10 protein-coding genes are annotated in these 12,557 nt (G+C 74.8%); 3 read left to right on the top strand and 7 right to left on the bottom strand.

The genetic code is table 11. The annotated features are described in order from the left end of the window. Positions 1 to 144: 144 nt before the first annotated feature. From J7W19_RS18255 to J7W19_RS18235, 5 genes are all read right to left on the bottom strand, one after another. Positions 145 to 882, bottom strand: coding sequence for a PepSY domain-containing protein (locus tag J7W19_RS18255; protein WP_004949588.1), 738 nt, complete (start codon positions 880 to 882; stop codon positions 145 to 147). 87 nt (positions 883 to 969) lie between these two features. Next, positions 970 to 2,811, bottom strand: coding sequence for a dihydroxy-acid dehydratase (ilvD, locus tag J7W19_RS18250; RefSeq protein ID WP_004949585.1), 1,842 nt, complete (start codon positions 2,809 to 2,811; stop codon positions 970 to 972). Positions 2,812 to 2,951: 140 nt separating this feature from the next. Continuing rightward, positions 2,952 to 3,572 (bottom strand): TetR/AcrR family transcriptional regulator, encoded by a 621-nt coding sequence (locus tag J7W19_RS18245; RefSeq protein WP_004949583.1) that lies wholly within the window; start codon positions 3,570 to 3,572, stop codon positions 2,952 to 2,954. Next, a complete protein-coding gene (locus J7W19_RS18240) occupies positions 3,569 to 4,393 on the bottom strand; it encodes a sugar phosphate isomerase/epimerase family protein (protein ID WP_078588148.1) in 825 nt (274 codons plus the stop codon). Before J7W19_RS18240 ends, J7W19_RS18245 begins: the two co-directional genes overlap by 4 nt. Before the next feature lie 135 nt (positions 4,394 to 4,528). After that, positions 4,529 to 5,461: a Ppx/GppA family phosphatase gene (locus J7W19_RS18235; protein ID WP_004949574.1), complete on the bottom strand. Its 933-nt coding sequence runs from the start codon at positions 5,459 to 5,461 to the stop codon at positions 4,529 to 4,531. 45 nt (positions 5,462 to 5,506) lie between these two features. On the opposite strand from J7W19_RS18235, the gene J7W19_RS18230 reads away from it, so the two are divergent. Beyond that, positions 5,507 to 6,304 (top strand): hypothetical protein, encoded by a 798-nt coding sequence (locus tag J7W19_RS18230; protein WP_004949571.1) that lies wholly within the window; start codon positions 5,507 to 5,509, stop codon positions 6,302 to 6,304. A gap of 228 nt (positions 6,305 to 6,532) precedes the next feature. On the opposite strand, the gene J7W19_RS18225 is transcribed toward J7W19_RS18230, so the two are convergent. Next, positions 6,533 to 8,383, bottom strand: coding sequence for a hypothetical protein (locus tag J7W19_RS18225; RefSeq protein ID WP_051072673.1), 1,851 nt, complete (start codon positions 8,381 to 8,383; stop codon positions 6,533 to 6,535). 437 nt (positions 8,384 to 8,820) lie between these two features. On the opposite strand from J7W19_RS18225, the gene radA reads away from it, so the two are divergent. Next, entirely contained in the window at positions 8,821 to 10,311 is a 1,491-nt protein-coding gene (gene radA / locus J7W19_RS18220) for a DNA repair protein RadA (RefSeq protein ID WP_078588147.1), read from the top strand. A gap of 97 nt (positions 10,312 to 10,408) precedes the next feature. Continuing rightward, on the top strand, positions 10,409 to 11,542 hold the full coding sequence (gene disA / locus J7W19_RS18215; protein WP_004949561.1) for a DNA integrity scanning diadenylate cyclase DisA: 1,134 nt from the start codon (positions 10,409 to 10,411) through the stop codon (positions 11,540 to 11,542). A gap of 103 nt (positions 11,543 to 11,645) precedes the next feature. Here disA and J7W19_RS18210 read toward each other — a convergent pair whose 3' ends face one another. Next, positions 11,646 to 12,491 carry a hypothetical protein gene (locus J7W19_RS18210; protein WP_004949558.1) on the bottom strand — a complete coding sequence of 282 codons (846 nt, stop codon included), beginning with the start codon at positions 12,489 to 12,491 and terminating at the stop codon, positions 11,646 to 11,648. Positions 12,492 to 12,557: the final 66 nt, after the last annotated feature.

Raw genomic sequence — 12,557 nt, 5'->3', positions numbered from 1 at the left:
ATGGTCCCCGCGCGGCGGTGCCGGCAGTCGTGACATGGCCGGTGCGCCGCCGTCTATGCCCGGCGGGCCCGGTCCGGCGCGGTCAGCCCGGCACCGGCAGCCCGGCAGCGTGCGTTCCCGCGCCGCGCGGCCCGACCCGGTGCGTCAGTCGTGGTCGACGTGTTCCCGCAGGACCGCCCGGTCGGCCGCGTCGATGTCGTATGTGGTCTTGTTCCAGTCGTTCGGGGTCACGACGTCCACCTTCCAGATCAGTTTCCCGCCTCCTCCGGTCTTCTCGTCGCTCGTCTCGAGTTCGAGCGTGGTGACCGTCCCCTTCCTCCGGCCGGTGGCCGTCGTGGCCGCGTCCCGCGGGGTGACGCGGGCGGCCTTGAGGTGGTCGGCGCGTTCGTGTTTGTCGTCGCTGTCCTGGTCGGTGTCGGCGGACGACTTCACGACCTTGCCCGTGACGCCGTCGACGACGACGGAGTGGGACGTCCCGTCGGCCGTCGCGACCTCGGCGTGCCACTCGGGCCCGCCGTCCGGGGCTCGTTTCAGTTCGACGGCGAGAAGCTTGCCGCCCGTGACGTCGCCGGTCGCGGCCCGGGCGGCCTGCTCCCAGTCGGCCTTCGCGGCCGGGACCAGCGCCTTGCGCTCGGCCTGGTCCGTGGTGAGCGGCCGTTCGGGGGCGGGGCTCGGGCCCGTCACCGTCGGCGCCCGGGAGCCGGACGGCGAGCCGGCGGCCGATGGGGAGGCGGCCTTCCCGCCGTCGTCCCCGCACCCGGCGAGGAGCAGGCCGGCCGCGGCCGCGCCGCAGACGGCCAGCGGGGCGACGCGGCGCGGCGGTCGTGCGCAACGGGAGGGGTTGTCGTCCGTACGGTCCTGGTCGCGTCCACTCGGTGCCATGCGTGAACGTTTTGCCCGGCGGCCGTCCTCCATGTCCCGTCACCCGCGCGGATCACCCGCGTGCGCGGTACACGGAGGACGGGCCGGTCAGCCCAGCTTGGTGATGTCCCGCACCGCGCCCTTGTCCGCGCTGGTCGCCATCGCCGCGTACGCCCGGAGCGCCTGCGACACCTTGCGCTCGCGGTTCCGGGGCGCGTAGACGCCGCCGAGGGCCGCGCGGCGGGCCGCCAAGTCCTCGTCGGACACCAGCAGTTCGATGCTCCGGGACGGGATGTCGATGCGGATGCGGTCGCCGTCCTCGACGAGGGCGATCGTGCCGCCGGACGCCGCCTCGGGCGAGGCGTGGCCGATGCTCAGGCCCGAGGTGCCGCCGGAGAAGCGGCCGTCGGTGATCAGCGCGCACTTGGCGCCCAGGCCGCGGCCCTTGAGGAACGAGGTGGGGTAGAGCATCTCCTGCATGCCGGGGCCGCCCTTGGGGCCCTCGTAGCGGACGACGACCACGTCGCCCTCCTTGACGCGCTTGGTGAGGATGGCGTCGACCGCCTCCTCCTGGGACTCGACGACGACGGCCGGGCCCTCGAACGTCCAGATCGACTCGTCGACACCGGCGGTCTTCACGACGCAGCCGTCCTCGGCGAGGTTGCCGTAGAGGACGGCGAGGCCGCCGTCGGCGGAGTAGGCGTGGGCGATGTCGCGGACGCAGCCGTTCGCGGCGTCGAGGTCGAGCGTCTCCCAGCGCTCGGACTGCGAGAACGCCTCGGCCGAGCGGACGCAGCCGGGGGCGGCGTGGAACATCTCGACGGCCTCGGGCGCGGGCGAACCCCCGCGCACGTCCCAGCGCTTGAGCCACTCGGCGAGCGAGTCGGCGTGCACGCTGTGCACGTCCTCGTGCAGGTGCCCGGCGCGGTGCAGCTCGCCGAGGATGGCGGGGATGCCACCGGCCCGGTGCACGTCCTCCATGTGGTACGAGCCGTTGGGCGCGACCTTGCAGACGCACGGGACGCGGCGCGAGACGGCGTCGATGCGGGCCATGTCGAAGTCGAGTCCGGCCTCCTGGGCGGCGGCCAGCAGGTGCAGGACGGTGTTGGTGGAGCCGCCCATCGCGACGTCGAGGGCCATCGCGTTCTCGAAGGCGGCGAGGGAGGCGACGGAACGCGGCAGGACCGTCGCGTCGTCCCGCTCGTACCAGCGGCGGGTGATCTCGACGACCGTGCGGCCGGCGGCCTCGTACAGCTCCTTGCGGGCGGTGTGCGTGGCGAGGACGGAGCCGTTGCCGGGGAGGGCCAGGCCCAGCGCCTCGACCAGGCAGTTCATGGAGTTGGCGGTGAACATGCCGGAGCAGGAGCCGCAGGTGGGGCAGGCGGCCTCCTCGATGCGGGCCAGGTCCTCGTCCGAGACGGACTCGGAGACGGCCTCCGACATCGCGCTGATCAGGTCGAGGTTGGTGCGGACCGTGCCGTCGACGAGCGTCGTCTTGCCGGCCTCCATGGGGCCGCCGGAGACGAAGACCGTGGGGATGTTCAGGCGGAGGGCGGCCATCAGCATGCCCGGCGTGATCTTGTCGCAGTTGGAGATGCAGATCAGCGCGTCCGCGCAGTGCGCTTCGGTCATGTACTCGACCGAGTCGGCGATCAGGTCGCGGGAGGGGAGGGAGTAGAGCATGCCGCCGTGGCCCATGGCGATGCCGTCGTCCACGGCGATGGTGTTGAACTCGCGCGGCACGCCGCCCGCCGCCTTGATCGCCTCCGAGACGATCCGGCCGACCGGCTGGAGGTGGGTGTGCCCCGGCACGAACTCCGTGAAGCTGTTCGCCACCGCGATGATCGGCTTGCCGAAGTCCTCGCGCGCTACACCCGCGGCGCGCAGAAGGGCTCGGGCGCCCGCCATGTTGCGGCCGTGGGTGACGGTACGGGACCTCAGCTCGGGCATGTTCGCTCCGCTCGTCGTGGTGTGGGTTCGAGGGTACGTGGGGGATCCGTGATCCGGACACGGTTTCCGGGATGTGAGATGCGCCCCGGTCCCTCCCCCGGCGAGGGCACCCCCGGCGGGCCGGCCGGAGGGAGCGCGGCCTACCCCCCGTCCAGATGCCGCTGCACCGCCGGTGCCACCATCCGCACCACATCCTCGAAGTTCGCCGACGCCAGCGGCTCCACCTTGATCACATGCCGCAGCATCACCACCCCCACCAGGTGCGCCGTCGCGATCTCGGAGCGCAACTGCGCGTCCGGGATGCCCAGCCCCCCGGCGATCCGCAGCATCAGCCGGTGCGTGACGAGGTCGCGGAAGACACCGGCGGCCGTCTCGTTGGCGACGGCCGAGCGGAGGATGGCGAGGACCGGCTCGCGCGTGACGGGGTTCTCCCAGACGCCGAGGATGAAGCGGGTGATGCGTTCGCCCGCGTGCTCCCGGTCGCCTTCGAGGAGGACGTCCGGCGCGGGCAGGGCGGGCGCGAAGGCGACCTCCACGGCCGCCGCGAACACCTGCTCCTTGGGGCCGAAGTAGTGGTGGACGAGGGCGGGGTCGACGTCCGCGCCCCGCGCGATGGCCCGGATGGACGCCTTGTCGTAGCCGCGCTCGGCGAACTCCGCGCGGGCGGCGGCGACGATGCGCTCCCGGGCGCCGGGACCGTTCCCGGCCTCCGCGCGGGGCGGCCGGCCGCGCCGTCTGGGCGGGGGTGAGGACTCGGTCACGGCCGGGCCGCGCCCGTCGGCGAGGCGAGGTGCAGCCGGGTGAAGGCCAGCGCCTCCGCCAGGTCCGCCTCCCGCTCGGCGGCCGACATGGCCCGCCGGGTGTTGACCTCGACGACGATGTGGCCGTCGAAGCCGCTGACCGCCAGCCGCTCCAGCAGCTCGGCGCAGGGCTGCTTGCCGCGCCCGGGGACCAGGTGCTCGTCCTTGTTGGAGCCGTTGCCGTCCGCGAGGTGGACGTGCGCGAGCCGGTCACCCATTCGGGCGATCATGTCGAGCGCCTCCGTACGGGCCGTCGCGGTGTGCGAGAGGTCGACGGTGAAGTGCCGGTAGTCGTCCTTGGTGACGTCCCAGTCGGGCGCGTAGGCGAGGAGCTCGCGGTCGCGGTAGCGCCACGGGTACATGTTCTCCACGGCGAAGCGGACGTCCGTCTCGTCGGCCATCCGCCAGACGCCGCGCACGAACTCCCGGGCGTAGGAGCGCTGCCAGCGGAACGGCGGGTGGACGACGACCGTGCTCGCGCCGAGCCGTTCGGCCGCGGCCTTCGCCCGCTGGAGCTTGACCCAGGGGTCCGTCGACCAGACGCGCTGGGTGATCAGCAGGCAGGGCGCGTGGACGGCGAGGATCGGCATCCGGTGGTAGTCCGAGAGCCGGCGCAGGGCGTCGATGTCCTGGCTGACCGGGTCGGTCCAGACCATGACCTCGACACCGTCGTAGCCCAGACGGGCGGCGATCTCGAAGGCCGTCGCCGTGGACTCCGGGTAGACCGAGGCCGTGGACAGGGCGACCTTCGCATCCGGGATGCGCACCACTGGCTCTGTCACGAAGGACAGCGTACGACCGCCCGTCACGCGGCGGGCAGGTGGTCCAGCTGTCACACGGCGGACACAGGTGATCTCGAGCCGTCACACGACGTGCGAGCGCTCCGCCTGCCACACGGCGGGCAGGTGGTCCAGGCGTCACACGGTGGGCAGGTGGTCCAGGCGCCGCAGGATGACGCCCTCCCGCAGCGCCCACGGGCACAGCTCGACCTCGTCCACCCCGAACAGGTCCATCGCGGCCTCCGCGACCAGCGCCCCGGCCGGCAGCTGCGCGGCCCTGCCCGCCGAGACGCCGGGCAGCGCGGCCCGCTCCTCGGGGGTCATGGCGGCCAGCCGGGGGACCCACTCCTCCAGCGCCTTGCGGGTGAGGACGCGCTGGGCGAGCAGGCCGGCGCCGGAGCCCGGGGCTCCGGCGATGCGGGCGAGCTGCTTGAACGTCTTGGAGGTGGCGACCGCGTGGTCGGGGGCGCCCAGCCGGGCGAACTCGCCGACCGTCCGGGCGATCTCCGCGCGGACGTGGCGGCGCAGCTCCCGGACGTCCTCGGGCGCGGGCAGCGGGTCGGGGAGGTGGGAGGAGGTGAGGCGGCCCGCGCCGAGGGGGAGGGAGACGGCGGCGTCGGGATCCTCGTCCTGCCCGGAGGCGATCTCCAGGGAGCCGCCGCCGATGTCCAGGACCAGCAGCTTGCCGGACGACCAGCCGAACCAGCGGCGGACGGCGAGGAAGGTGAGCCGCGCCTCCTCCTCCCCGGAGAGCACCGACAGCCGGACGCCGGTCTCCTCGTGGACGCGGGCGAGGACGGCGTCGGCGTTGGGCGCCTCGCGGACGGCGGAGGTGGCGAACGGCAGGACCTCCTCGACGCCCTTGTCCTCGGCCGCCCGCAGCGCGTCCCGGACGACGTCCACGAGCCGCTCGACGCCGGCGTCGGTGACCGCCCCGGAGCCGTCGAGGAGTTCCGCGAGGCGCAGCTCGGCCTTGTGCGAGTGGGCGGGCAGGGGGCGGGCGCCGGGGTGCGCGTCCACCACCAGCAGGTGGACCGTGTTCGATCCCACGTCCAGGACACCGAGTCTCATGTCGTGCACGCTACTGGGACCGGTGGGGACACATAGGCTTGAGGTGTGGCAAAGACGAAGAAGGCGAAGCCCGCCGCCAAGCAGCAGAGCGTCCCCGACGAGGTCGGGCTCGACTTCGCCCGTGCCTGGGTCGAGTTCCCGGACCCGGCCGACGACGAACAGGTCTTCCGCTGCGACCTGACCTGGCTGACGTCCCGCTGGACCTGCGTCTTCGGCAGCGGTTGCCAAGGCATCAAGGCGGGCCGGGCGGACGACGGCTGCTGCACCCTGGGCGCGCACTTCTCCGACGAGGACGACGAGCGGCGGGTGGCCGGCCACGTGGCGCGGCTCACCCCCGACGTCTGGCAGTTCCACGGCGAGGGCACCTCGGCGGCCGGCTGGACGCAGCTCGACGAGGACGGCGAACGGCAGACGCGCCGGTGGAAAGGCTCCTGCATCTTCCAGAACCGCCCCGGCTTCGCGGGCGGCGCCGGCTGCGCGCTGCACCTCCTCGCTCTGAAGGAGGGCCGGGAACCGCTGGAGACCAAGCCGGACGTGTGCTGGCAGCTGCCGGTCCGGCGGACGTACGACTGGATCGACCGGCCCGACGACACCCAGGTCCTCCAGGTCACCATCGGTGAGTACGACCGACGGGGCTGGGGTCCCGGCGGCCACGACCTCCACTGGTGGTGCACCTCCGCGCGCTCGGCGCACGGGGCCGGTGAGCCGGTGTACGTCAGCTACCGGGCGGAGCTGGTGGAACTGATGGGGAAGAAGGGGTACGCGCGGCTGGTGGAGCTGTGCGAGGAGCGGATGGCTTCGCTGCTGCCGATGGCTCCGCACCCGGCGGATCCGGTGGGGTGAGGCGCCGGCGCTTGCCGGGGGCGGGGGCGGGTTGGTGGGAGCCGCCGATCGACTGATCGACGGCCGGGCGGGGCTGAGCGGGGCCCCGCGTCAAGGTCCGCCCGGCGTGCGCGGGCGGGTGGCCTCGCGCGGGGCGCGTGCCGCTGCCGGGCCGGGTGCCCGCCGGAAGGGGGCGGCGGCTGCCGCCCCCTGGCGCTTCTCACCCGGCCTCGGTTCGCACGTCTCGGTCTACATGGTCTCGGTCCGGCGGAGCCGTCCCGGTCCGTCGACCGGCACCGTGGCGGGGCCCGGGGCCAGGCGGACCTGGGTCCGCCAGGGGTCGGCCGGTTCCCGGTCGGGGTCGGTGGCGACCGTGAAGGTCAGGGAGCGGCCGGGCAGGAGCACACCGCCCGTCCGGCCGAGGCGCAGCCAGGCCGCGCCGGGCGTGGCCGCCCAGTGCACCTCTCCGCCGACGGCCGTGACCGTGACGAGCGTGTCCTGACCGCTCGGCTGGGCCGCCACGGTCAGCCGCCCGAAGCCGGGCCAGGGGCCGGACGGCGCGGACGAGCCGGGCGGGGCGGGCCTGGCGGACGGTGCCGGGCGGGCGGCGGCGCGGCGCGGTGCCGCGGGAGTGACGGCCGAAGGGGCCCGGTCCGTAGGCGCGACGCCGCGTGCGGCGGGCGGTGGCGTGACGGAGGCCGGGGCGGTGACGCTGCCTGAGGCGGTCGCGTCGGCGGCAGCGGTCCTGGCGGTGAAGACGGTCGCGTCCGTGGCGCCTGAGGTGGCGAAGGCCGCGGACTGAGCGGGGGCTCCGGGGGGCCCGGCGATATCGGGCTTGCCGGAGCTGTCGAAGCCGCGAGCGGCATCAGCGCCGCTGCCAGTACCGCTGTTGCCGCTGTTGCCGCCGACGGATCTTGTGGCACCCGTAACGCCGGAATCACCGAACTCCTGGGATTCGGCGCGCCCCGCCTCCCGACCACCGTCGCCCGGACCGGCGACGGGCTCGCGCGGGGGACGTTCCGCGTCGTCGGCGGGCGCCCGGGAGGGGCGCTCGGGATCGTCGGCGGGCGCGTCGTCGGCCGTGACGGCGCCCTCTCCCGATTCCGCGCCGGGCCGGCCGCCCGACGGCGTCTCCCGGTAGGCGGCCCACAGCGCCAGGGCGGGCGCGGCGGCGACCGTCGCCACGACGGTGGTGGTGACCGCGCGGTGCCGCAGCCGGTTGCGGCGGCCCGACCGGTCGGCGGGCGGCAGCGGGAAGCCCTCGCGGTCGTAGCGCGGGCTGCCGGGGCGGGTGGCGCGGGCGTGCCGCAGGGCGGCCTGGAGAGCGGCCAGGGGGGCCTCGAACAGGGGGAGTTCCGCGCGGGACGCGGTGGTGCCCGGCCAGGGGGCGCCCGCGGTCACCCGCTCCGCCGTACGCCGGCAGCCGGGGCACTCGTCCACGTGCCGGACCAGTTCGCGGCGGGCGGCCGGACCGAGCGGAACCCGGGCGCCCCCTCCGCCGGCGAAGCGGGCGACGGCCGGGCAGCGGCCCGCGGCGGCGACGGCGAGGGCGGTGCGGGTGCGTTCGACCTCGCAGGCGGCACCGGCGAGCAGGGCCCGCGCCATCTCCGGTTCGAGGCGCAGCACGGCGGCGACGGCGTCGGACGGCAGACCGTGCCGCACGGACAGCTCCAGGGCCTCGCGCTGCACCGTGTCGGTCCCCGCCGCCTCCGGCCAGGCCAGGGGGTCGGACTCGGGGGCCCACCGGGGCGCCGCCGGGCCGGCGGCGAGCCGCCGCCGACAGGCCCAGCGGGCCAGGGCGTACAGCCAGGGTCTGGCCGGGCCGTAGGGGGCGCGGTCGGCGCGGCGTTCGGCCAGGGCCAGGGCCTCGGCGAGCGCGCAGGTCGCCGTGTCGGGTTCGCGGAGGAGGAACAGGCAGTACGTGTAGAGGCCGTTGAGGTAGGGGGCCACGCGGGAGAGGTGGAGGTGGGGCACCACGGGTGGCGGCGGGTCGTCCGGGTCGGGAGTGACGACCGAGGGCCGCGGGGAGTCCGCCGCGCGGTGGGGCGGCCGGGACCCGCCGGGGGCGTGCGGGGGCTGCTCATACCTGCTCGTCATCATTCCGGCGACCGTAGGGGGACCCGGATGGGCGCTTCGCGGCGCTCGGTCGGGTTTACCCCGTACGGGGGAGCTCATCCTGAGAAGGGCCGCTGTATCGGTACGTTCCGGGCGACTCGACGGCGCGGAGCGCGCCGGGGCACGCCGGGGCGGGGCGGATGCGCGGGGACGGCGGGGTGCGCCGGGCGCGTGCGGCATGAGCCGGTTCGGGCGGGTGGCGGGGGACGCCGGCAGGCGACCGCACGGGCCACGGAAGGCCACGCGGGACGCGCCGCCCGCTCCTGCCCACAGGCCACGCGGGACGCCCCGTCCACCCCCGCCCACAGGCCACGCGGGACGCCCCCCGCCCCCGCCCACAGCCCCCGGATCACCCCCCACGCCCCCGCACCGAACAACAGAGCGCCGGAGCGTTGTCAGTGGTTGCCGCTACGGTGACTCGCATGGCTGCCCGTACCTCTCGTTCGTCCGCCAAGGACCGACCCTCCTACCGCTGCACCGAGTGCGGCTGGACCACCGCGAAGTGGCTCGGCCGCTGTCCGGAGTGCCAGGCGTGGGGGACGGTCGAGGAGTACGGCGCGCCCGCCGTGCGGACGACCGCGCCCGGGCGGGTCACGTCCGCCGCGCTGCCCATCGGCCAGGTGGACGGCCGGCAGGCCACCGCGCGCGGTACGGGCGTCCCTGAGCTCGACCGGGTGCTGGGCGGCGGGCTGGTGCCGGGGGCGGTGGTGCTGCTGGCGGGCGAGCCGGGCGTGGGCAAGTCGACGCTGCTGCTGGACGTCGCGGCGAAGTCGGCGTCCGACGAGCACCGGACGCTGTACGTGACGGGTGAGGAGTCGGCGAGCCAGGTGCGGCTGCGGGCGGACCGCATCGGCGCGCTCTCGGAGCACCTGTACCTGGCGGCCGAGACGGACCTGTCGGCCGTCCTCGCCCACCTGGACTCCGTCAAGCCGTCGCTGCTGATCCTCGACTCGGTGCAGACCGTCGCCTCCCCGGAGATCGACGGCGCCCCCGGCGGCATGGCCCAGGTGCGCGAGGTGGCCGGCGCTCTCATCCGCGCCTCGAAGGAGCGCGGGATGTCAACGCTCCTCGTCGGCCATGTGACGAAGGACGGCGCGATCGCCGGGCCCCGGCTGCTGGAGCACCTGGTGGACGTCGTCCTGCACTTCGAGGGCGACCGGCACGCCCGGCTGCGCCTGGTCCGGGGCGTGAAGAACCGCTACGGGGCGACGGACGAGGTCGGCTGCTTCGAGCTGCACGACGAGGGCATCATCGGCCTGGCCGACCCGAGCGGTCTGTTCCTCACCCGCCGGGCGGAGCCGGTGCCGGGCACGTGCCTGACGGTCACTCTGGAGGGCCGCCGCCCGCTGGTGGCCGAGGTGCAGGCGCTCACGGTGGACTCGCAGATCCCGTCGCCCCGCCGCACCACCTCGGGCCTGGAGACGTCCCGCGTCTCGATGATGCTGGCGGTGCTCGAACAGCGGGGCCGCATCAGCGCCCTGGGCAAACGGGACATCTACAGCGCGACCGTCGGCGGCGTGAAGCTGTCCGAGCCGGCCGCCGACCTGGCCGTCGCCCTGGCCCTGGCCAGCGCCGCGAGCGACACCCCGCTGCCCAAGAACCTGGTGGCCATCGGCGAGGTGGGGCTGGCGGGCGAGGTCAGGCGGGTCACGGGCGTCCAGCGCCGGCTGGCGGAGGCGCACCGGCTCGGTTTCACCCACGCCCTGGTGCCGTCGGATCCGGGCAAGGTGCCCGCCGGGATGCGGGTGCTGGAGGTCGCCGACATAGGCGATGCGCTGCGGGTACTCCCCCGCGGCCGGCGCCGGTCCGGCGGAGGTGACGGCGCGGACGGCGGCGGGGGCGACGGCGGCGGGAAGACCGCGTCGCGGGCCCGGCCGGAGGACGCCCCTCTTCAATCGGCTCGGCGCCAGTAGACTTTCCCCTGGTCCCGCCCTCCCCCAGCACGCGACCGGAAACGGGGGCGCGGGGGCGGCCCGCGGCCACCGTTGACCATGCGACCGGAGGAGTGCAGTGGCAGCCAACGACCGGGCATCGGGCCCCGGCAGGGCCGGGGGCGGCTCCGGTGGCTCCCATGCCGACGGGCTGATGCGCGCCTCGCTGAGCGCCGTCGCGCCCGGCACGGCCCTGCGCGACGGGCTTGAGCGCGTTCTTCGCGGCAATACGGGCGGGCTCATCGTCCTCGGCATGGACAAGACCGTCGACTCGATGTGCACCGGCGGTTTCGTCCTCGACGTGGAGTTCACCGCGACCAGGCTCCGCGAGCTGTGCAAGCTCGACGGGGCGCTGATCCTCGACAAGGACATCACCAAGATCGTCCGGGCGGGTGTGCAGCTCGTGCCGGACGCGTCGATCCCGACGGAGGAGACCGGCACCCGGCACCGCACGGCGCAGCGGGTCTCCATCCAGTGCGGCTTCCCCGTCGTCTCCGTGAGCCAGTCCATGCGGCTGATCGCGCTGTACGTGGACGGGGAGCGGCGCGTGCTGGAGGAGTCCGGCGCGATCCTGTCCCGCGCCAACCAGGCGCTGGCCACCCTGGAGCGGTACAAGCTCCGGCTGGACGAGGTGGCCGGCACGCTCTCCGCCCTGGAGATCGAGGACCTGGTCACGGTCCGGGACGTCACCGCGGTCTCGCAGCGCCTGGAGATGGTGCGGCGCATCGCCACGGAGATCGCCGAGTACGTCGTCGAACTGGGCACCGACGGGCGTCTGCTCTCCCTCCAGCTCGACGAGTTGATCGCGGGCGTGGAGCCGGAGCGCGAGCTGGTCGTCCGGGACTACGTTCCCGAGCCGACCGCCAAGCGCACCCGCACGGTCCCCGAGGCGCTCACCGAGCTCGATTCGCTCACCCACACCGAGCTCCTCGAACTGCCCATCGTGGCGCGGGCCCTGGGCTACAGCGGCTCGCCGGAGACGCTGGACTCGGCCGTCTCGCCGCGCGGCTACCGTCTGCTGGCGAAGGTGCCGCGGCTGCCCGGCGCGATCATCGAGCGGCTGGTGGAGCACTTCGGCGGGCTGCAGAAGCTGCTGGCCGCGAGCGTGGACGACCTCCAGGCCGTGGAGGGCGTCGGCGAGGCCCGCGCCCGCTCGGTCCGCGAGGGGCTGTCCCGCCTGGCGGAGTCGTCGATCCTCGAGCGGTACGTGTAGGACCTGAGACACGACGGCGAGAGGGGGGTCCCGGCCGGGACCCCCCTCTCGCCGTAGGAACGCGCCGCCCTTGCCCGGGACGCTCAGCCCCTGCCCGGGACGCTCAGCCCTTGTCCAGGACGAACTGCCCGCGGTCGACCACGCCCCCGATCTTGACCTCGACCCGGTACGTACCCGCCGCGGCCGGCGCGCCGGCCGACGGGACGGCGCACTGCGGGGCGCTGCGCTTGCGGTCCCATTCCAGGGTGCGCTTGGTCTCGCCCGAGCCGGGCACCTCCACCAGCACCTCACCGCGGCCGCGCGGGCAGTCGTCGGAGGCCCAGACGTGCTGCGTCCCGGCCGGGTCGGTGATCTTGAGGACGGCGGTCGGCGAGCCGATGTCGACCTTGCAGGCGCCGCTGCCGGTGTTCTTGAGCACGATCTCGAACTTCGGCCGCTCGCCGGGGCCGTAGGAGCCCTTGACGCTGCGTACCGTCACGTGGAACGAGCCTGACGTGCAGTCAGGCACCGAGGCGCCCTTGGCCAGCACCTTGGCGTCACCGGCCCCCAGCACGCCCGCGGCCGGTCCCGCACCGAAGCCCCCGCCCGTACCACCGGAACCACCGGCACCACCCGCGGAACCGGCGCCGCCGCCCGAGCCACCGCCCGTACCACCGGCCCCGCCGCCGCTGCCGCCGCCGACGGAGCCGAGACCGCCGACGCTGCCGCTCTGGTCCTGGCCGGAACCACCGCTGCCACCGCTGCTTCCCGTGCCGCCGGCGCCGTTCGACTCGTCACGGCCGCCCGGCCGTTGGCTGTAATGCGGCCCGGAAGGGGTCGGTCCGGGCGTGATGGTGGCACCGCCCGAGTCGCTGCCGCCCTTGGACGCGCCGTTCTTGCCGTCGGACGACCCGTCCTCGCCGCCGAGTGTGAGCAGCCACACCACCAGGAGGGCCAGGAGGCCGAGCACGGCAAGCGCAACTCCCCTCCGGCGCCAGTAGATGGAGGAGGGAAGCGGCCCGATCGGATTGCGCAG

The sequence above is a fragment of the Streptomyces mobaraensis NBRC 13819 = DSM 40847 genome, assembly GCF_017916255.1.
GTDB lineage: Bacteria > Actinomycetota > Actinomycetes > Streptomycetales > Streptomycetaceae > Streptomyces > Streptomyces mobaraensis.
The sequence above is the reverse complement of the archived record's forward strand: the minus strand, read 5'-3'. Positions and strand labels throughout refer to the sequence as shown.

Bases quoted from the DNA above. Each gene is read 5' to 3' on its own strand.
- J7W19_RS18235 (WP_004949574.1), bottom strand. From the start codon at position 5,461: ATGAGACTCGGTGTCCTGGACGTGGGATCGAACACGGTCCACCTGCTG.
- ilvD (WP_004949585.1), bottom strand. From the start codon at position 2,811: ATGCCCGAGCTGAGGTCCCGTACCGTCACCCACGGCCGCAACATGGCG.
- radA (WP_078588147.1), top strand. From the start codon at position 8,821: ATGGCTGCCCGTACCTCTCGTTCGTCCGCCAAGGACCGACCCTCCTAC.
- J7W19_RS18255 (WP_004949588.1), bottom strand. From the start codon at position 882: ATGGCACCGAGTGGACGCGACCAGGACCGTACGGACGACAACCCCTCC.
- J7W19_RS18225 (WP_051072673.1), bottom strand. From the start codon at position 8,383: ATGATGACGAGCAGGTATGAGCAGCCCCCGCACGCCCCCGGCGGGTCC.